Annotated in this window: 17 protein-coding genes and 1 pseudogene; 12 read left to right on the forward strand and 6 right to left on the reverse strand. The window is 69.4% G+C overall.

Features of this window, described 5'->3' with window-relative positions:
- Positions 1-36 precede the first annotated feature (36 nt).
- From OG439_RS42030 to OG439_RS42050, 5 genes are all read left to right on the forward strand, one after another.
- Positions 37-636 carry a hypothetical protein gene (locus tag OG439_RS42030; RefSeq protein ID WP_247060493.1) on the forward strand — a complete coding sequence of 200 codons (600 nt, stop codon included), beginning with the start codon at positions 37-39 and terminating at the stop codon, positions 634-636.
- Between the two features lie 80 nt (positions 637-716).
- Positions 717-1,730, forward strand: a complete 1,014-nt coding sequence (locus tag OG439_RS42035) for a hypothetical protein (protein WP_326951745.1) — start codon at positions 717-719, stop codon at positions 1,728-1,730.
- Between the two features lie 89 nt (positions 1,731-1,819).
- Positions 1,820-2,686, forward strand: a complete 867-nt coding sequence (locus OG439_RS42040; RefSeq protein ID WP_326946006.1) for an ADP-ribosylglycohydrolase family protein — start codon at positions 1,820-1,822, stop codon at positions 2,684-2,686.
- Between the two features lie 850 nt (positions 2,687-3,536).
- Positions 3,537-7,040: a DNA-directed RNA polymerase subunit beta gene (rpoB, locus tag OG439_RS42045; protein ID WP_247060497.1), complete on the forward strand. Its 3,504-nt coding sequence runs from the start codon at positions 3,537-3,539 to the stop codon at positions 7,038-7,040.
- An 89-nt stretch (positions 7,041-7,129) separates the two neighbouring features.
- Positions 7,130-11,041: a DNA-directed RNA polymerase subunit beta' gene (locus OG439_RS42050; protein WP_326946007.1), complete on the forward strand. Its 3,912-nt coding sequence runs from the start codon at positions 7,130-7,132 to the stop codon at positions 11,039-11,041.
- 191 nt (positions 11,042-11,232) lie between these two features.
- Here the strand turns inward: OG439_RS42050 and OG439_RS42055 are convergent, their stop codons facing one another.
- Complete coding sequence (locus OG439_RS42055) at positions 11,233-12,018, reverse strand: M15 family metallopeptidase (RefSeq protein ID WP_326946008.1); 786 nt, start codon at positions 12,016-12,018, stop codon at positions 11,233-11,235.
- 183 nt (positions 12,019-12,201) lie between these two features.
- Here OG439_RS42055 and OG439_RS42060 point away from each other — a divergent pair, with 183 nt between their 5' ends.
- The 3 genes and pseudogenes from OG439_RS42060 (at position 12,202) to OG439_RS42070 (ending at position 13,675) form a co-directional block, all read left to right on the forward strand.
- Positions 12,202-12,843 (forward strand): zinc ribbon domain-containing protein, encoded by a 642-nt coding sequence (locus OG439_RS42060; RefSeq protein ID WP_247060500.1) that lies wholly within the window; start codon positions 12,202-12,204, stop codon positions 12,841-12,843.
- Positions 12,844-13,098: 255 nt separating this feature from the next.
- Positions 13,099-13,502, forward strand: a pseudogene (locus OG439_RS42065) (hypothetical protein); the annotation flags it as partial.
- A gap of 11 nt (positions 13,503-13,513) precedes the next feature.
- Positions 13,514-13,675, forward strand: a complete 162-nt coding sequence (locus tag OG439_RS42070; protein ID WP_326946010.1) for a hypothetical protein — start codon at positions 13,514-13,516, stop codon at positions 13,673-13,675.
- Between the two features lie 65 nt (positions 13,676-13,740).
- On the opposite strand, the gene OG439_RS42075 is transcribed toward OG439_RS42070, so the two are convergent.
- Entirely contained in the window at positions 13,741-14,220 is a 480-nt protein-coding gene (locus OG439_RS42075; RefSeq protein ID WP_326946011.1) for a GNAT family N-acetyltransferase, read from the reverse strand.
- A gap of 67 nt (positions 14,221-14,287) precedes the next feature.
- On the opposite strand from OG439_RS42075, the gene OG439_RS42080 reads away from it, so the two are divergent.
- Positions 14,288-14,512 (forward strand): hypothetical protein, encoded by a 225-nt coding sequence (locus tag OG439_RS42080; protein WP_247060505.1) that lies wholly within the window; start codon positions 14,288-14,290, stop codon positions 14,510-14,512.
- A gap of 3 nt (positions 14,513-14,515) precedes the next feature.
- Here OG439_RS42080 and OG439_RS42085 read toward each other — a convergent pair whose 3' ends face one another.
- Genes OG439_RS42085 through OG439_RS42100 form a run of 4 tightly spaced genes read right to left on the reverse strand, consistent with a single transcriptional unit; the run spans position 14,516 to position 17,326 of the window.
- On the reverse strand, positions 14,516-15,163 hold the full coding sequence (locus OG439_RS42085) for a hypothetical protein (RefSeq protein ID WP_326946012.1): 648 nt from the start codon (positions 15,161-15,163) through the stop codon (positions 14,516-14,518).
- 2 nt (positions 15,164-15,165) lie between these two features.
- On the reverse strand, positions 15,166-16,419 hold the full coding sequence (locus OG439_RS42090) for a hypothetical protein (RefSeq protein WP_326946013.1): 1,254 nt from the start codon (positions 16,417-16,419) through the stop codon (positions 15,166-15,168).
- An 11-nt stretch (positions 16,420-16,430) separates the two neighbouring features.
- Positions 16,431-16,772: a hypothetical protein gene (locus OG439_RS42095; protein ID WP_247060508.1), complete on the reverse strand. Its 342-nt coding sequence runs from the start codon at positions 16,770-16,772 to the stop codon at positions 16,431-16,433.
- Positions 16,772-17,326, reverse strand: a complete 555-nt coding sequence (locus tag OG439_RS42100) for a YbaB/EbfC family nucleoid-associated protein (RefSeq protein ID WP_326946014.1) — start codon at positions 17,324-17,326, stop codon at positions 16,772-16,774. Before OG439_RS42100 ends, OG439_RS42095 begins: the two co-directional genes overlap by 1 nt.
- A gap of 165 nt (positions 17,327-17,491) precedes the next feature.
- Between OG439_RS42100 and OG439_RS42105 the strand changes: the two genes are divergently transcribed.
- From OG439_RS42105 to rpsG, 3 genes are all read left to right on the forward strand, one after another.
- Positions 17,492-17,650 carry a hypothetical protein gene (locus OG439_RS42105; protein ID WP_247060512.1) on the forward strand — a complete coding sequence of 53 codons (159 nt, stop codon included), beginning with the start codon at positions 17,492-17,494 and terminating at the stop codon, positions 17,648-17,650.
- A gap of 383 nt (positions 17,651-18,033) precedes the next feature.
- A complete protein-coding gene (rpsL, locus tag OG439_RS42110; RefSeq protein ID WP_003102113.1) occupies positions 18,034-18,408 on the forward strand; it encodes a 30S ribosomal protein S12 in 375 nt (124 codons plus the stop codon).
- Positions 18,408-18,878 carry a 30S ribosomal protein S7 gene (gene rpsG / locus OG439_RS42115; protein WP_247060514.1) on the forward strand — a complete coding sequence of 157 codons (471 nt, stop codon included), beginning with the start codon at positions 18,408-18,410 and terminating at the stop codon, positions 18,876-18,878. The genes rpsL and rpsG overlap by 1 nt, the downstream gene beginning before the upstream one ends.
- The last annotated feature ends 31 nt before the right edge of the window (positions 18,879-18,909 follow it).

Consider the following 18,909-nt stretch of genomic DNA (forward strand, 5'->3'; position numbering starts at 1 on the left):
CGCGGACTTGATGACCGTTACCTACCCTGGAGTGTTATGAGTTCGGACGAGCGGGCCGCCGTCGCGGTGGCGGAGCCCGAAGAGGAAGCCGGGGCGTCTTCGGCGGCGTCGTCGCCGAACGAGTCCTCCTCGCGGATCCTGGTGCTCGGGGCCGCGGCGCTGGCCCTGGCCGCGCTGATCGCCGCCGCGCTCTTCGGGATCCAGTGGTGGGCGGCCGCGTCCGACTCCAACGCCGGGCTGGCCGCCTCGCGCGAAGCCGTTGTCAAGGCGGGCACCAACGCGCTGAAGGCCTACACCGAGGTCGACTACCAGGACCTGGACGGTTTCTTCGCCCGGCAGAAGTCCGTCTCGGACGCCACGATGTCGCAGCAGATCGACCAGTCGGCGCCGACGTTCCGCAAGGCTCTCTCGGACGCCAAGACCAAGGTCACCACCGACGTCCAGGACATCGCCGTCGAGGAGCTCGACGACCACGAAGGCAAGGCCAGCTTCCTCGCCGCGATCGCCACGACCGTCACGCAGGGGGACAAGAGCAGCGCGAAGCCGCTGCGCCTCGAAGTGTCGATGACCCGCGTGGGCGACGACTGGAAGCTGTCCGGCATCGACAGCGTCCCCCTCGTCGCGGCCGGCCAGTAGAGCGTCACCCAGAAGGAGCTGTAGTGCCCCCCTCCCGCCGCCAGCCGCCCCGCAGCACCCCGCCGGTGCGCCGGCCCCGCGTGGCCGGGCTGCGCAAGCCCTCGACGGACGAGTCGCCCGCCGAGCGGACCGGCCAGCTCCCCGCCGTGCCCGAGTCCGCTTCGCCGCCGGCCGAGACGCGCAAGCCGCGGCCGCGCCCGGCACCGCGGCCGGTGCCCCGGCCCGTGGCGAAGCCGCCGGCCGAGGAGCCGTTCGAAACGGCTGGTGGCTTCGCCACGGCGCCCGCCGAGGACACCGCCGTGTTCGCCGCGATCGGCACCGACGAGGACCCGAAGGTCGACGCGCTCACGGGTGAGCCGGCAGCTCCTGCAGACCCGGACGCCGACGTCGAGGCCGAGCCGGTCCGCCCGGCGCCGCGGCGGAAGAAGCGCGACACCGGGATCGCGAAGCCGACCGAGGTCGACGAGGTTCCCGAGGAGTCCGCCGACAAGCCGGCGGGGCTCGCGACGTCCCGCGCGCAGCGGCCGTACCTCGTGGCCGGCGCGCTGGTGCTCGTCGCGCTGGTCCTGGGCGGGCTGGCGTTCTTCTTCAAGATGGAAGAGGTCCAGGTCTCGAACGCGACCAGCAACACCGCGCTGCTGGACGTCGCGAAGACCGCGCAGGTGAAGGACGCCGTCTCGAAGGCGGCCGAGTCCCTGTTCTCCTACGACTTCAACAACATCAAGAAGACCGAGGACGCGGCGAACGACCTGCTCGCCAACGACGACGTCCGCAACAAGTACAACTCGCTCATGGGCGAGGTGAAGCGGCTCGCGCCGGCCCAGAAGATGATCGTCACGTGCAAGGTCACCCGGGCCGCGGTGATCATGCTCAACGACGACCTGGCGAAGGTGATGGTCTTCGTCGACCAGACCTCGACCCGCACGGACACCAAGAAGACGACCGCCGGCACCGCCCAGCTCCACCTGAACGCCCAGCTCCAGGGCGACAAGTGGAAGATCACGGACATGGACACGTACAACGCGCCCAAGGTGCCGGCCGCGACCGCGGTTCCGTCATCGTCGGCCCCGGCTTCGCCGTCTCCGACCAAGTAAAAGCCGCCGGGCGACGGGCGCTGCCGCTCGTCGATCCCGGGGCGCCGGCGGTGCGCAGCGGGCGGTAGTCCCGCCGCTACGGTGGGCCGATGGGATTCGAGCAGGCGCACGCCAGCCTCGTCGGCCTAGCGGTCGGTGACGCCTTCGGTGCGCAGATACTCCTGCCCGGCGACCACCCGGACGTCGCCGGCCGGCGGCTGCCGGCCGCGCCGTGGACCTGGACCGACGACACCGAGATGGCGTGTTCGATCGTCGCCGTCCTGGCGCGGCACGGCCACCTCGACCAGGACGCCCTCGCCGCCTCGTTCGCCGAGCACTTCGACCCCGGCCGCGGCTACGGCCCCGGCGCGGAGTGGCGCCTGACCCGGATCAAGGCCGGGCAGCCGTGGCCGGAGGTCGCCGAGCGCGACGGCCGCGGCTCCTGGGGCAACGGCGGCGCGATGCGCGTGGCCCCGCTGGGCGCGTGGTTCTGCGACCAGCTGCCGCAGGCGCTGCGCCAGGCCGAGCTGTCCGCGGTGGTCACGCACTCGCACTTCGAAGGCGTCGCGGGCGCGGTGGCCGTCGCGGCGGCGGCCGCGCTGCGGGCCGCGTCGCCCGGACTGGCCGGCGCGGACCTGCTGGACGAGGTGATCCCGCTGGTCCCGCCCGGCCGGGTGCGCGACGGGCTGACGTGGGCCCTGAAGTTCTCCGACGCCCGCGAGGCGGCCGCCAAGCTGGGCACGGGCCGCGAGACGGCCGCGCACGACACGGTCCCGCTGGCCCTGTGGATCGCGGCCCGCTTCGGCGACAACTTCACCGACGCCCTCTGGACGGCGGCCCAGGTGGCCGAGGACGTCGACACGGTGTCGGCCATCGTGGGCGGCGTCCTGGCCGCGGACGGCACGCCGATCCCGGACCAGTGGCTCGAGGCGTGCGAGCCGCTGCCGGAGTGGGTCGGCCTCACCGGCCGCACCTGAGCGCCCCGACGCGCCCGGCTGACGGCACTCGGCGCCCCAACGAGCCGACGCGGGTCCGGCTCACCGGCCGGGTCCGAGCGCCCCGGCACGACCGGTCGACGGCCCCGGAGGACCGGTGGGCGAGCTGTGACCCGCCCGAGTCACTCCGCTCGCCCCACCGGACCCGTCTCGGCGGCTCTCGGCGACCTCCAGCACCCCCGTCGCCGACGACGGCGGCCGACCGGACCACCGAGCCCCGCGGAGGCGCCGGGAAGCCCCGGGAAGAGCCCGGACGGGCCGGGGCGCGCGGGACTCCTGGTGTGGGTGTGACGTCGCCCCCGCGGGGCGTCAACCGCTCACGCAAACCGCCGCGACACGCCACCGATGGCGGAACCCGGGGCCGTCCGAAGTGGTCCGGAACGCCGGCCGCACGGCACAAGAACTCGGCAAACCCGCAGGTCCAGCGGACAGTGGTGGCGCTACTGGCCGGTAGCTGGGAGGATATTCGGCCGCTCACGCTCCGCAGACCTACTTCCACGCTGCGCCAACCGGCGGGACCCCCGTGTGGCATCTTGACTCTCGCGCCCGGTGGGTTCACGCTTACTCCCGACGGCGAAACCGGCAGCCCTTGCGGGAGGGACAACCGGGTCGCCTGGAGGCATACCTGAAGACGTCGCGAAGCAGGCTGGGCCCCATCGGGAGCGCCCCCTGGACAGACCGCGCCGTTCGGGCTAGACTGCCTCTTTGCGCTGCCCTCTTTCAGGCTGCCCGGAGCCGGTAGTTAGGATAGTGGGCACACGGCACCCTTGACAGTCGCTCATAGCTGTTGCTATGGCGGCCGTCACCGCTCATGTCCCCGGAAGGACGCATCTTGGCAGTCTCTCCCGCGAACCAGGCCACTGCTGCGACCACCTCGGCTGAATCTCGCTCGGAGTCCACGGGAATCCCCGGCGCGCCCAAGCGGGTTTCCTTCGCAAAGATTCGCGAACCGCTCAACACCCCCAACCTGCTCGACGTCCAGATCCAGTCGTTCCAGTGGTTCACCGGGGACGAAGCGTGGTTCGAACGCCGTGTCGAAGAAGGTGAAGAAAACCCGGTCGGCGGCCTCGAAGAGGTCCTCAACGAGATCTCCCCGATCGAGGACTTCTCCGGCTCGATGTCCCTGTCCTTCTCCGCTCCGCGCTTCGACGAGGTCAAGGCCTCGATCGAGGAGTGCAAGGACAAGGACATGACGTACGCGGCCCCGCTGTTCGTCACGGCGGAGTTCGTCAACAACAACACGGGCGAGATCAAGAGCCAGACGGTCTTCCTGGGCGACTTCCCGGTGATGACCGACAAGGGCACCTTCATCATCAACGGCACCGAGCGTGTCGTCGTGTCCCAGCTGGTCCGCTCGCCGGGCGTCTACTACTCGAAGGACGTCGACAAGACGACCGACAAGGACGTCTTCAGCGTCCGCGTGATCCCGAGCCGCGGCGCGTGGCTCGAGTTCGACGTCGACAAGCGCGACACCGTCGGCGTCCGGATCGACCGCAAGCGCCGCCAGCCGGTCACCGTGCTGCTGAAGGCGCTCGGCTGGACCACCGAGGCGATCCGCGAGCGCTTCTCCTTCTCGGAGACGCTGCTGGCGACCCTCGAGAAGGACCACACGGCCGGCACCGACGAGGCCCTGCTCGACATCTACCGCAAGCTGCGCCCGGGCGAGCCGCCCACGAAGGAGAGCGCGCAGACCCTGCTGGAGAACCTGTTCTTCAAGGCGAAGCGCTACGACCTGGCCAAGGTCGGCCGGTACAAGGTCAACAAGAAGCTCGGCCTGTCGACGCCGTACGACACGGGGACGCTGACCGAAGAGGACATCGTCACCACCATCGAGTACCTGGTCCGGCTGCACGCCGGCGAGGACCGGATGGACGCCGACAACGGCACCGAGATCCCGGTCGAGACCGACGACATCGACCACTTCGGCAACCGTCGCCTGCGCACCGTCGGCGAGCTGATCCAGAACCAGATCCGGGTCGGCCTGTCGCGCACCGAGCGAGTCGTGCGTGAGCGCATGACCACGCAGGACGTCGAGGCGATCACCCCGCAGACCCTGATCAACATCCGCCCGATCGGCGCGGCGATCAAGGAGTTCTTCGGCACCTCGCAGCTGTCGCAGTTCATGGACCAGAACAACCCGCTGTCGGGCCTGACGCACAAGCGTCGTCTGTCGGCCCTCGGCCCGGGTGGTCTGTCCCGTGAGCGCGCCGGCATGGAGGTCCGGGACGTCCACCCGTCGCACTACGGCCGGATGTGCCCGATCGAGACGCCGGAAGGCCCGAACATCGGCCTGATCGGCTCGCTCTGCTCCTACGCGCGGGTCAACCCGTTCGGCTTCATCGAGACGCCGTACCGCAAGGTCGTCGAGGGCCGGGTCACCGACCAGGTCGACTACCTGACCGCGGACGAGGAGGACCGGTACGTCAAGGCGCAGGCCAACGCACCGATCACCGACGACGGCACCTACGTCGAAGACCGGGTCATGGCCCGCCGCAAGGGCGGCGAGGTCGAGCTGATCGACCCGCTCGACATCGACTACATGGACGTCTCGCCGCGGCAGATGGTCTCGGTCGCGACGGCGATGATCCCGTTCCTCGAGCACGACGACGCGAACCGCGCCCTGATGGGTGCGAACATGCAGCGCCAGGCCGTGCCGCTGCTCCGCAACCAGGCGCCGTACGTCGGCACCGGGGTGGAGCTGCGTGCCGCGGTCGACGCCGGTGACGTGCTCGTCGCCGAGCAGTCGGGTGTCATCGAGGAGCTCTCGGCGGACCTGATCACGATCATGCACGACGACGGCACGCGGAAGAGCTACGGACTGTACAAGTTCCGCCGCTCGAACCACGGCACCTGCTTCAACCACCGCCCGATCGTCAACGAGGGCGACCGGGTCGAGCAGGGTCAGGTCATCGCCGACGGCCCGTCCACCGAAAACGGTGAGATGGCGCTCGGCAAGAACCTGCTCGTCGCGGTCATGCCGTGGGAGGGCCACAACTACGAGGACGCGATCATCCTCTCGGAGCGCCTGGTGCAGGACGACGTGCTCACGTCGATCCACATCGAGGAGCACGAGATCGACGCCCGCGACACCAAGCTGGGCGCCGAGGAGATCACCCGGGACATCCCGAACGTCTCCGAAGAGGTCCTCGCGGACCTCGACGAGCGCGGCATCATCCGGATCGGTGCCGAGGTCCGCGACGGCGACATCCTCGTCGGCAAGGTCACGCCCAAGGGCGAGACCGAGCTGACGCCGGAAGAGCGTCTGCTCCGCGCGATCTTCGGCGAGAAGGCCCGCGAAGTCCGCGACACCTCGCTGAAGGTGCCGCACGGCGAGACCGGCAAGGTCATCGGCATCCGCGTGTTCTCGCGCGAGGACGACGACGAGCTGCCCCCGGGCGTCAACGAGCTGGTCCGCGTCTACGTGGCCCAGAAGCGCAAGATCCAGCCGGGCGACAAGCTCGCCGGGCGCCACGGCAACAAGGGCGTCATCGGCAAGATCCTGCCGGCCGAGGACATGCCGTTCATGGAGGACGGCACGCCCGTCGACATCATCCTGAACACGCACGGTGTGCCGCGACGGATGAACATCGGCCAGATCCTCGAGCTGCACCTGGGCTGGCTGGCCTCGCAGGGCTGGGAGATCAAGGGCAACCCCGACTGGGCGAAGAACCTCAACGAGGAGCTCTACGACGTCGCGCCCGGCACGAACACCGCGACCCCGGTGTTCGACGGCGCGAAGGAAGAGGAGCTCACCGGGCTGCTCGGGGCGACCAAGCCGAACCGCGACGGCGAGCGCATGGTCAAGGAGAACGGCAAGGCCACGCTGCTCGACGGCCGCTCCGGCGAGCCGTACCCGTACCCGGTCGCCGTCGGCTACATGTACATCCTGAAGCTGCACCACCTGGTCGACGACAAGATCCACGCCCGCTCCACCGGTCCGTACTCGATGATCACGCAGCAGCCGCTGGGTGGTAAGGCGCAGTTCGGTGGCCAGCGCTTCGGTGAGATGGAGTGCTGGGCGATGCAGGCGTACGGCGCTGCCTACACGCTGCAGGAGCTGCTGACGATCAAGTCGGACGACGTGGTCGGCCGCGTCAAGGTGTACGAGGCCATCGTCAAGGGGGAGAACATCCCCGAGCCGGGTATCCCGGAGTCGTTCAAGGTGCTCCTCAAGGAGCTCCAGTCGCTGTGCCTGAACGTCGAGGTGCTCTCCAGCGACGGTGCGGCCATCGAGATGCGCGACTCCGACGACGAGGACCTCGAGCGCGCGGCGGCGAACCTCGGCATCAACCTGTCCCGCAACGAGTCGCCCTCGGTGGACGACGTCGTGCACTGATCGCGAGCTGAGCTGGGACCTGCCTCCCGCGGGTCCCAGCTCGCCCGCCAACCCCTCTAGTCGAATCAACCCCAAGGGGATGCAAAGACGTGCTGGACGTCAATTTCTTCGATGAGCTCCGCATCGGCCTTGCCACCGCTGACGACATCCGCCAGTGGTCCTTCGGTGAGGTGAAGAAGCCGGAGACCATCAACTACCGCACGCTCAAGCCCGAGAAGGACGGCCTCTTCTGCGAGAAGATCTTCGGCCCGACCCGGGACTGGGAGTGCTACTGCGGCAAGTACAAGCGCGTCCGCTTCAAGGGCATCATCTGTGAGCGCTGCGGCGTCGAGGTGACCCGCGCCAAGGTGCGCCGTGAGCGGATGGGCCACATCGAGCTGGCCGCTCCGGTCACCCACATCTGGTACTTCAAGGGCGTTCCGTCCCGCCTCGGCTACCTGCTGGACCTGGCGCCGAAGGACCTCGAGAAGATCATCTACTTCGCTGCTTACGTCATCACCGGCGTGAACACGGAGCTGCGCCACAACGACCTGCCGACCCTCGAGAACGAGATCGGCGTCGAGCGCAAGAACCTCGAGACCAAGCGTGACGCGGACATCGAGTCCCGCGCCCAGAAGCTGGAAGCCGACCTGGCCGAGCTGGAGGCGGAGGGCGCCAAGTCCGACGTCCGCCGCAAGGTCAAGGAAGGCGGCGAGCGCGAGATGCGTCAGCTGCGTGACCGCGCCGGTCGCGAGCTGGACCGCCTCGAAGAGGTCTGGACGACCTTCACGAAGCTCGACACCCGTCAGCTGATCGCCGACGAGCTGCTCTACCGCGAGCTCGTCGACCGCTACGGCGAGTACTTCACCGGCGGCATGGGCGCGGAGGCCATCCAGAAGCTGGCCACCGAGTTCGACGTCGCGGCCGAAGCCGACAACCTGCGCGACACCATCCGCAACGGCAAGGGGCAGAAGAAGCTCCGCGCGCTGAAGCGGCTCAAGGTCGTCGCGGCCTTCCAGGCCACCGGCAACGACCCCCGCGGCATGGTGCTCGACGCCGTCCCGGTCATCCCGCCGGACCTGCGCCCGATGGTGCAGCTCGACGGTGGCCGGTTCGCGACGTCGGACCTGAACGACCTGTACCGCCGCGTGATCAACCGCAACAACCGCCTCAAGCGGCTGATCGACCTCGGCGCGCCCGAGATCATCGTCAACAACGAGAAGCGGATGCTGCAGGAGGCCGTCGACGCGCTGTTCGACAACGGCCGCCGCGGCCGTCCGGTCACCGGCCCGGGCAACCGGCCGCTGAAGTCGCTGTCCGACCTGCTCAAGGGCAAGCAGGGCCGGTTCCGCCAGAACCTGCTCGGCAAGCGCGTCGACTACTCGGGCCGTTCGGTCATCATCGTCGGGCCGCAGCTGAAGCTGCACCAGTGCGGTCTGCCGAAGGACATGGCGCTCGAGCTGTTCAAGCCGTTCGTCATGAAGCGGCTGGTCGACCTGAACCACGCGCAGAACATCAAGTCCGCCAAGCGGATGGTGGAGCGCTCGCGGCCGCAGGTGTGGGACGTGCTCGAAGAGGTCATCACCGGTCACCCGGTGATGCTGAACCGCGCACCGACCCTGCACCGCCTCGGCATCCAGGCCTTCGAGCCGCAGCTGGTCGAGGGCAAGGCCATCCAGCTGCACCCGCTGGTCTGCGAAGCGTTCAACGCGGACTTCGACGGTGACCAGATGGCGGTGCACCTGCCGCTGTCGGCCGAGGCGCAGGCCGAGGCCCGGATCCTGATGCTGTCGGCGAACAACATCCTGTCGCCGGCGTCGGGCCGTCCGCTCGCCATGCCGCGACTGGACATGGTGACGGGCCTGTTCCACCTGACCCGGCTCAACGAGAAGGCCGACGGCGCGGGCGGCGCGTACTCCTCGCCGGCCGAGGCCATCATGGCCTACGACCGCAAGGCGCTGAGCCTGCACGCCCCGATCAAGATCCGCGTCAAGGACCGTCAGCCGGCGAAGGCCGACGAGGCCCGGCTCGCGGAAAAGGGCTGGGAGCCGGGCAAGACCTGGCTGGCCGAGACGACCCTGGGCCGCGTGCTGTTCAACGAGCTGCTGCCGGCGGACTACCCGTTCATCAACGAGCCGATGCCGAAGAAGCGGCAGGCCGCGATCGTGAACGACCTCGCCGAGCGGTACTCGATGACCCAGGTCGCGCAGACCCTGGACCGGCTGAAGGACGCCGGTTTCTACTGGGCGACCCGGTCGGGTGTCACCGTGGCGATCTCCGACGTCCTGGTGCCTGTGGGCAAGAAGGCCATCCTCGACGAGTACGAGGGCAAGGCCTCGCAGGTGGAGAAGCGCTACCAGCGTGGTCAGCTGTCGCACACCGAGCGCAACAACGAGCTCGTCAAGGTGTGGACGCAGGCCACCGAAGAGGTCCACAAGATCATGGAGACGGCGCTGCCGGACGACAACCCGATCGCCATGATCGTGAAGTCGGGCGCGGCGGGCAACATGACGCAGGTCCGGTCGCTGGCCGGCATGCGTGGCCTGGTGTCGAACCCGAAGGGTGAGTACATCCCGCGTCCGATCAAGGCCAACTTCCGTGAAGGCCTGTCGGTGGCGGAGTACTTCATCGCGACGCACGGTGCCCGCAAGGGCCTGGCGGACACGGCGCTGCGTACCGCCGACTCGGGTTACCTGACCCGTCGTCTGGTGGACGTCTCGCAGGACGTCATCGTCCGCGAGGTCGACTGCGGCACCACGCGCGGCATCATGATGCCGATCGGCGAGGACATCGGCGACGGCAAGGTGCTGCGTGACCAGCACGTCGAGACCAGCGTGTACGCGCGGAACCTCGCGACGGACGCGGTGGACGCCAAGGGCAACGTCGTGCTGAACGCCGCGGACGACATCGGCGACCCGGCCATCGACAAGCTGATCTCCAGCGGCATCTCGAAGGTCAAGGTCCGCTCGGTGCTGACCTGCGAGTCGGCCGTCGGCATCTGCGCGACCTGCTACGGCCGCTCGATGGCGACCGGTCTGCTCGTCGACGTCGGCGAGGCCGTGGGTATCGTCGCGGCCCAGTCGATCGGTGAGCCGGGTACGCAGCTGACGATGCGTACGTTCCACCAGGGTGGTGTCGCCGGTGACGACATCACGACCGGTCTGCCCCGTGTCCAGGAGCTGTTCGAGGCCCGGGTCCCGAAGGGCAAGGCGCCGATCGCCGACGTCGATGGCCGTGTGCGCATCGAGGAGAGCGAGCGGTTCTGGAAGATCACGCTGATCCCGGACGACGGCGGCGAAGAGATCGTCTTCGACAAGCTGTCCAAGCGTCAGCGGCTCGCCAACACCCCGAACGGCCCGCTGGGCGACGGTGACCACGTCAACGTCGGGCAGCAGCTGCTCGAGGGCACCCCGGACCCGCACGAGGTCCTGCGCGTGATGGGCCCGCGTGAGGCGCAGATGCACCTCACCGACGAGGTCCAGAAGGTGTACCGGGCCCAGGGTGTGTCGATCCACGACAAGCACATCGAGGTCATCGTCCGGCAGATGCTGCGCCGGGTGACGGTCATCGACTCGGGTGGCACGGACTTCCTGCCGGGCGAGCTGCCCGAGCGGACCAAGTTCGAGGCACGCAACCGCTCGACGGTCTCCGAAGGCGGCGAGCCGGCTTCGGGCCGTCCGGTGCTGATGGGGATCACGAAGGCGTCGCTCACCACGGACTCGTGGCTGTCGGCGGCGTCGTTCCAGGAGACCACGCGCGTCCTGACCGACGCGGCCATCAACGGCCGCTCGGACCGGCTCGTGGGCCTCAAGGAGAACGTGATCATCGGTAAGCTGATCCCGGCCGGTACGGGCATCAACAAGTACCGCAACATCCAGGTGCAGCCGACGGAAGAGGCCCGGGTCGCCGCGTACGCGATCCCGTCCTACGACGACGGCTACTACACCCCGGACGTGTTCGGTACGGGCACCGGTGCCGCGGTCCCGCTGGACGACTACGACTTCGGCCGCGACTTCCGCTGACGAAGCTGATCCACGAGAAGGGCCCCCGCCGGTTTCCGGCGGGGGCCCTTCCCGTTTACCGGCGTGCCCGCGGTGACGGCTCTTGCGCCGGGGCCGTGGCGCTGACCGGCTTGCTCACATGCCGCCGGGCTGCGGTGACAGAGCTGAGCGAGACAGTGCCCCCGGTCCACAGTGGACCGGGGGACCGTCGTTCACGGGAGGCCGTGGCGGCTCACCGGGAAGTCGAAGTACGTGTCCGGGAACGGCTCGTTGTCCAGGGTGTAGTGCCACCACTCCTCGGGCAGGTTGTGGAAGCCCGCCGCGATCAGGGTGGTCCGGAGCAGGTCGCGGTGCTGCCGCGCGATGCCCGTGATCGCCGGGTTGTCGGTGTGGGCGAGCGGGTCGAAGCAGTCGTAACCCGTGCCCATGTCGACCATGTTGTCGGGGAAGCGGCTGCCCTGCGGCGCGAAGCACGGCCTCAGCGGTTCGCCAGGGAAGTAGGGCCGCTGCGGCCGCGGCGGGATCCTGACGAGCGTGAGGTCCATGGTGCTGCCGCGGCTGTGCCCGGACTTCTCGGCGATGTAGCCGTCCTCGAAGAGCCGGTCCTTGGCGACGTTCGGGTAGAACTCGGCCTTCATCTTCTCGTCGGCGAGGTCCTTCGCCCACCGCACGAAGTGGTCGACCGCGCGTTGCGGCCGGTAGCAGTCGTAGACCTTGAGCGTGTAGCCCAGCTTTCGCAGCCGCGCCTGGGCGGTGCGCAGGCCCTCGGCGGCCTGCCGGGTCAGGACGCAGGTGGGCTCGAGGTACCCGTCGACGCGCCGGCCGACGAAGTTGTGCGGGGTGGCGTAGCGGATGTCCTGCAGGATCGACGGCGCGACATCGGACAGGGCGACGAACTCGTGCGACGTGGTGGTCGCCTCGGCCGGGCCGGGGACGGCGAAGGTGGACAGGGCCGCGAGAGTGACGGCGAGGGTGCGTATCCGGGTGGAAATCGGCATACCGCACGTCTAGCAGGAAATCGTCTCGCGATCAGCCGCCGCTCAGGGGGAGACTTGACGGCTTTTGGCCGATTTGCGTGCGGTGTAACGGTTTTCGCGCCCGCGGTCGTGACGTCCGGTAGCCGAGCCGTTGTCGGCAAATCTTCCGTCACCGTGACCGCGGTCGGCTGGGGAAGATGGGCTGTGGCTGACTCTGTGCCCTTCACGGACAACTTCTCGGACCTCTCCAACACGCAGGGGTACCAGTTCGAGTTCCGCTGTGAACGCTGTGGGAACGGTTTCCGTTCCGCGTTCCAGCGCGACAACATGGAAACCGGGCGAAGCGTGCTTCGCACCGTCGGCTCGTTCTTCGGCGGGACGCTGCGGGACCTGAGCAACTCGGCCGACCAGTGGCGCTACGACCGCGCGACGAACTCGCCCGCCAAGGACCGCGCGCTGGCCGCGGCCGTCAAGGAGATCACCCCGAGCTTCCGGCAGTGCCGCGGCTGCGGCGACTGGATGTGCCACGACCAGTGCTGGAACGAGGAGATCGGCCAGTGCCTGCGCTGCTCGCCGAGCGTCGCCGAGGAGATCTCGCGCGCGCAGGCTTCCGCGCAGCGCGACCAGATCTGGGACAAGGCCCGCGAGCGGGACTGGACGTCCGGTCTCGACATCGACACCCGCGCGAAGGTGTCCTGCCCGGGCTGTGGCCTCAAGGCCGAAGGCGGCAAGTTCTGCCAGTCGTGCGGCACCGCGCTGGCGATGAAGGTGCGCTGCGGCGGCTGCGGCAGCGAGAGCAACAAGGCCGGCGCGATGTTCTGCTCGGACTGCGGCAACCGATTCTGACCCGGAGTTCCCGGGAATTCACAACGAGTAAGTAACGAGCAGCCCCGGCGTTCAGGCGCCGGGGCTGCGCCATTGTGACCAACCGTATTTCGCGGTCCTGGCTGGTGACAATTTCCGTTGTGCCCCAACAATTCCCCGGCGAATCGGTGGTTCGGCGCGCCATTTCCGCCCGGAAAGGGAACAGGGAGACGAATGCGATCGAAACACCTGGTGACGAAGAATCTCGCGGCGCGCGCCGAGGGTATGCCGAAGAAGTGGCTGCTGGTCTGGGCCGGTGACGAGAACAAGGCGATCTGCCCGAACAGCGACTCGAACGGCGCCGGCTCCAACGGCGGCTGGATCCAGCCGAGCCCGGACGACAAGTATCTCTACCGCGCGATCGTCGGGCGGCAGAAAGGCACGCTCTCGGCGGACGACACGATCGAGGAGGTCCAGGGCCGGGTCGACACGAACGCGAAGGCGCAGCAGGGCGGGGCGGCGACCTGCCGACCGTCGTCGGCGCGGCCCCGATCAACCCCGGCACGCCGGGCGCGGCCCGCATCGGGGCGCCTACGACAAACCTGACGCTCGGCGGCGACGGTTTCTCCCACGAAACCGACACACCGCAGCACCTCGCGGTGTCGAGCTACTTCGTCGCACGGTCCGGTTTGGACGGTGACTCGGCATCGCGGTGATCGCGATCGCCGCGGTGACCGCCACACAGCCGCAGCTCGTCACCGATCCGCACGGCCCCGCAGCCAGATCCCGCCGGGGCGGCGAAGTCCGTGAGCAGCAGGCCGCCATCGACGTCGAGGTCCGCATCCAGCCGCTCGGCCTGCGTCCCGGCCGTTGACGACGCAGCGGTCCAGCTCCGGCCCGACGTCGGCGACGAGCTGCTCGAAGCCGGGAAGACCGTTGCTAGGCCAGGCTTTTCGCGAACCAGTGCTCGGCGTACTGGTCGTCGTTGAAGGGCTCGACCTCGGCGTACCCGGTCCGCGCGTAGAGCGCCCGGGCCTCGACGAGGTCGTGGCGGGTGTCGAGCCGCATGTGCCGCGCGCCGAGCCGGCGGGCCGCGTCCTCGGCCGCCGCGACCAGCCGCGGGGCCGCTCCCGAGCCGCGGTGGGCGGGCTTGACGTACATCTTCGTCAGCTCGCCGACCCCCGGCTCGAGGACGCGGGTGCCGACGCAGCCGGCGAGCACGCCGTCCCACCGGCCCAGCAGGAACGCCCCGGTCGGGGCGACCAGGTCGGTGCCCGGCTCGTCGGCGAGCGCGATCGCCATCTCCGCGTCGGTGACCGGGCGGCCGTAGTACCGCGAAGCGACTTCCTCCATGTACTCGCGCATGATCGCGACGGCGTCCGGGTGACTGACGGGGACCTCGGTGATGTTCCACTCCACATCCCCATCCTGGGGAAGCTGTCCACCGAATTCAGCGGCGGCGCCCGACCCCGGGCACCATGAAGGCATGACGCCTGTCACGAAGCGCCTCACGATCGTGGCCGTCCTGCTGATCACGGCGGGTGCGGTCCTGCTGTCGGTGGGCGCGATCGGTTTCCGGGCCACCTCCGACGAGCCGGACGCCAACATCGGCGCCGGGTTCGCCCTGCTCGCCGGGCCGTACGTCGTGGGCCTGGGCGTGGTGTTCGCCTTGTCGGCCGGCCTCACGCACCTGACGTCCCGCCGCCGCTGACGGCTACCGCGGCGAGTGCTCCCACAGGGCCGCGGGCAGGTTCCCGGCCAGGTCGGCCAGGTAGTCGGCCTCGGCCACGAGGTTCTGCCGCGTCGCGCAGCCCGGGCCCCAGGTCCGCGCCGACCCGTGCTCGACGACGACGTCCCGCTGCGCGAACCGCGGGTGCGCGGCCAGCCAGCGGGCGAGCTCGCCCTCGAGGCGCGAGTCCGGCGGCAGCGTCGGCATGGTCATCGCCCGGCCGGCGACGATCCGCAGCTCCGGGCACTCCGGCACGCGCACCTGGGTGACGTGGGTGTCGCGCAGGTGGGTGTGGTCGTCGAAGTTGCGGTACGGCTCCTGGTCGTCGATCCCGATCACCGGCCGGTCGCGGTGGCGGAACTCGACCCAGGTCTCGCGCGGGTGGTCCGCCAGCGGCCGGCCGGTCGGGTGGACGACGCCGAACGTGGGCGCCGCGCCCTCTTCGCCCGGGACGCCACTGTGGAACGTGCCCCCGCGCTCGGCCGCGAAGGCCTTGAACCAGTGCTCTTTCCGGTTCTCCAACGACTTCGTCTGCGACCGCCACCAGAGCCCGACGACGGCCGCGATCACCACCACGACGAGCGCGATCCCGAGGATCACCGCTCCGGCGTTGCCACCATCGGCGAGGTGCATCGTCAGAAGTCCAGGTCCGCGCGGGTCTCGTCGTCCGGCTGGTCCCGGCCCGTTTCGCCGTAGTCGCTCGCCTTCTTGGCGTTCTTGACGTGGCTGTTGAGCTTGCCGAGGTGGTCGTTGACCGTCTTGGCCGGGTTGTCGCCGGGGTTGGCCGGGTCGAACCCGAGCACGCCCTTGACCGCGGCCTCGCCGCCCTTCTTCAGGACCTCGGTGGCGCCGGTCTTCAGGATCGTCGGCGTGTACTGGACGTTGCCCGCCGCGTCCTTGACCGGGTTCTCCCAGGCCTTGGCCCAGCGCTTGCCGAGCATCCCGTTCTCACCCATGGTCTTCTCGAGCAGCGTCCGGCCTTCGTTGCCCTTGGTGATCTTCGCGAGCGCCTTGCCGGTGTCGGAGCCGGCGAACACCCGGCCGAGCTTCGACGCGGCCAGCTCGGCCTTCATCTTCTCCAGCCAGGCGAGGATCTTCTGCAGCAGCTCGCGGACCTTGGACACCTTCTGCGTCGTCTTCGCCGTGGTGGTGCCGAGCTTGACCTCGGACGCCGTCCCCGCGGTGGCCACCGACGCGCCGCAGGTCGGCACCGCGGCGGCCAGCGCCGGCACCCAGATCATGATCAGCCAGGTGATCAGCTCGGTCAGGATCGCCTTGATCAGGTCCTCGACGAAGCTCATCAGCATGCTGCTCAGCTGCAGCATCTGCGCCAGGTCTCCGGACTTCGCGGAGACGCCGCCGATGCCGTGCGCGAACTCGCCGAGCGACCGGCGGGCCGCGTCACCCGCGTCGCCCTGCCACTGCGCGAGCGAAGAGTCGGCGACCTCGGCGAAGTTCTTCGCCAGCTGGTCCAGACCGGTGGCGATCGCGGAGAAGTTCTCCGCCGCGACGCCGAGCGCCGGGCCGTCGCCGCTGACGAAGTGGATCGCGTCCTGGATCGGCTGGATGGCGCTGAGCAGGAAGTTCAGCCCCTGGCCGACGAGCCAGCCGAGCGGGTCGGTGGCGATGTCGGTGATCGTGCTGGAGCTCGACTGGATGAAGCCCGCCGTGTCGGTGGCGATCGAGGTGAGCCCGAGCGTGATGTCCGCGCCGTCGGGGTGCGGCGCGGCGACGGCCTTGACCACCGAGACGGCGTCTTGGCCGACGGTCACAGCGCTGCCCGCGAACGGCGTCGCCTTGACCGCGTTGCCGGCGTTCACCCCGAGCACGGTGGCCGGGTCGTCCGGCTTGACCGTGACGCCGCTCGCGACGTCCTGGAACTCCGCCATCGTCGGTCCCCCTACGGCTTCTTCGGCCCGTCGAGCAGGACCTCGACCTGCCCGAAGAAGGCTTTGTGGTCGTCCTCGGTGCCCTGGTAGACGCGCGCCGCGTCGGTGAACTTCTCCTGCGCCGAGGTCAGGCCGTCGGCCATCGACCCCAGCAGGTCACGCAGCTCGCGCAGCGTCTCGTCGTACCCGTGCTTGGTGAACAGGCCCACCACGCCCCAGGACTTGTCCCCGACGTCGGCCTGGCCGACCTTCTCGGTGAACTTCGCGCCCTGCTCGCGGTACTTGCCGAGCACGCCGGCGTAGCTGTGCAGCGCGTCCACCCGGACCTGGTAACCACCGGCACCGTCGGGCATCAGTCCTCCTCTTCGAACAGGTTGCGCAGGAAGCTGTCGCCCGCGGACCCGCCGCTCGCGGGCGGGGCCGCCGGCGGGTCCGGGGCGTCGGCCTTCCGCAGGACCCGGTCTTCGGAGAAGTCCTCGGGAGCTGCGACCGGCGGCGCGGTCTCTTCCGCCAGCTTCGACCGCAGTTCTTCGACGCTGGTTCCGAACGCCTCGGCCTGCGTTTCGAGGACCTGCTCGACGAGCCCGTCGTCGCCCACGTGCTCCTGGACGATGACGGCCTGCCGGCGCGCGGCCGCGCCGACGGCTTCCCGCAGCGTCGCCACCAGGGCCGCCGACAGCGCCTGCGGCCCCTTCGCGAGCGCCGCGTCGGTGAACGTGACGTCGAGGACCGCGCCACCCGGCCCGGTGACCACCGTGACCCCGCCGTCCGGCGACGCCGCGGTCGCCCGCAGCCCGGTCAGCTCCTGCCGCATCCCGTCCAGCCCGGCGAACCGCTCGTCGGCGTCCCGGATACCTGCCTCGAACCGCTGGAACTCGGCGACCAGCTGGTCGAACTCCGCCGACATGTCCTGCTTCCTCCCGAACGCCCGGTACGTGGTCCACCCATCGTGGCCCCTCGGCGACGGTGTGACGCAGGGAACGGCGGATCCGATCCCACTGCGTCACCCGATCGGGAAATGGGTAGGTTTCGGCCGCAAGGGGAAGCAGGGGACAAGCGCTAGGAGTGTGTGATGAGCAGCACCGAAGGGGCCGGACGGTCCGAAGAGGAAGACCGCAAGCAGAGCGGCAGCCACGCGGCGCCCGAGGGGGCCGGTGTGCACCCGCTGATCGATCTCTCGCGTGACCCGAACCCGGGCAAGCCGGACCACGCGAAGCCCGAAGAGGACTGAGCGGCGGGGCGCGAAACGGGGCCGTGGCGGCGTTCCCGGCCCCGTCGGGCCCGGCCGCGCCACCCTGCGGAATGTCCGGCGCTCCGCCCGTGTTGAGAGGTAGGCTGAGGGTTCGTCGACCTTCAGACCCCCCGCTTCGCCCGTCCGGTAGATGGGCGGGTATCTTTGGAGACCGTGCCCGGCAGGCGTCGGGCCGCTCCGCGTGCCGTGCGGCATGGGCGGGGTGCTCAGGCACCCGGTCACCGGCTTCGGCAGGTCGGGGTTGCGACGGAAAATCCCTACGGGAAGTTACCGGTCGAGAGACCGTGACGCGGGCCGACACGCCCGACCGCGGGGGCCGGTGAAGACACGTAGAAGCAAGATCACGACAGGAAGCTGGTCCATTGCCCACGATCCAGCAGCTGGTCCGCAAGGGCCGCCAGGACAAGGCTGCCAAGCAGAAGACCGCGGCCCTCAAGGGGAGCCCGCAGCGGCGTGGCGTGTGCACTCGCGTGTACACCACGACCCCCAAGAAGCCGAACTCGGCGCTGCGCAAGGTCGCGCGTGTGAAGCTGACCAGCGGCATCGAGGTCACCGCCTACATCCCCGGTGAGGGCCACAACCTGCAGGAGCACTCGATGGTGCTCGTGCGCGGTGGTCGTGTGAAGGACCTTCCGGGTGTCCGCTACAAGATCATCCGTGGTTCTCTCGACACCCAGGGTGTGAAGAACCGCAAGCAGGCGCGCAGCCGCTACGGCGCGAAGAAGGAGAAGAGCTAATGCCCCGCAAGGGTCCGGCCCCCAAGCGGCCGCTGATCTCCGACCCCGTCTACGCCTCCCCGCTGGTCACCCAGCTGGTGAACAAGGTGCTGAAGGACGGGAAGCGCTCCCTCGCCGAGCGCATCGTGTACGGCGCGCTCGAAGGCGCTCGCGAGAAGTCCGGCACCGACCCGGTCGTCACGCTGAAGCGCGCTCTCGACAACGTGAAGCCCACCATCGAGGTGAAGAGCCGCCGCGTCGGTGGCGCCACCTACCAGGTGCCGATCGAGGTCAAGCCGGGTCGCTCCACGACCCTGGCGCTGCGCTGGCTGGTCTCCTTCTCGCAGGCTCGTCGCGAGAAGACGATGATCGAGCGCCTGCAGAACGAGCTCCTCGACGCTTCCAACGGCCTCGGTGCCAGCGTGAAGCGCCGCGAGGACACGCACAAGATGGCCGAGTCCAACCGGGCCTTCGCGCACTACCGCTGGTGATGATCGCCCGGCTGTCGATCAAGCCATGCCG

This window comes from Amycolatopsis sp. NBC_01307, assembly GCF_035975215.1.
GTDB lineage: Bacteria > Actinomycetota > Actinomycetes > Mycobacteriales > Pseudonocardiaceae > Amycolatopsis.

Bases quoted from the DNA above. Each gene is read 5' to 3' on its own strand.
- OG439_RS42030 (WP_247060493.1), top strand. From the start codon at position 37: ATGAGTTCGGACGAGCGGGCCGCCGTCGCGGTGGCGGAGCCCGAAGAG.
- OG439_RS42040 (WP_326946006.1), top strand. From the start codon at position 1,820: ATGGGATTCGAGCAGGCGCACGCCAGCCTCGTCGGCCTAGCGGTCGGT.
- OG439_RS42055 (WP_326946008.1), bottom strand. From the start codon at position 12,018: ATGCCGATTTCCACCCGGATACGCACCCTCGCCGTCACTCTCGCGGCC.
- OG439_RS42080 (WP_247060505.1), top strand. From the start codon at position 14,288: ATGACGCCTGTCACGAAGCGCCTCACGATCGTGGCCGTCCTGCTGATC.
- OG439_RS42085 (WP_326946012.1), bottom strand. From the start codon at position 15,163: ATGCACCTCGCCGATGGTGGCAACGCCGGAGCGGTGATCCTCGGGATC.
- OG439_RS42090 (WP_326946013.1), bottom strand. From the start codon at position 16,419: ATGGCGGAGTTCCAGGACGTCGCGAGCGGCGTCACGGTCAAGCCGGAC.
- OG439_RS42095 (WP_247060508.1), bottom strand. From the start codon at position 16,772: ATGCCCGACGGTGCCGGTGGTTACCAGGTCCGGGTGGACGCGCTGCAC.
- OG439_RS42100 (WP_326946014.1), bottom strand. From the start codon at position 17,326: ATGTCGGCGGAGTTCGACCAGCTGGTCGCCGAGTTCCAGCGGTTCGAG.
- OG439_RS42105 (WP_247060512.1), top strand. From the start codon at position 17,492: ATGAGCAGCACCGAAGGGGCCGGACGGTCCGAAGAGGAAGACCGCAAG.
- rpsG (WP_247060514.1), top strand. From the start codon at position 18,408: ATGCCCCGCAAGGGTCCGGCCCCCAAGCGGCCGCTGATCTCCGACCCC.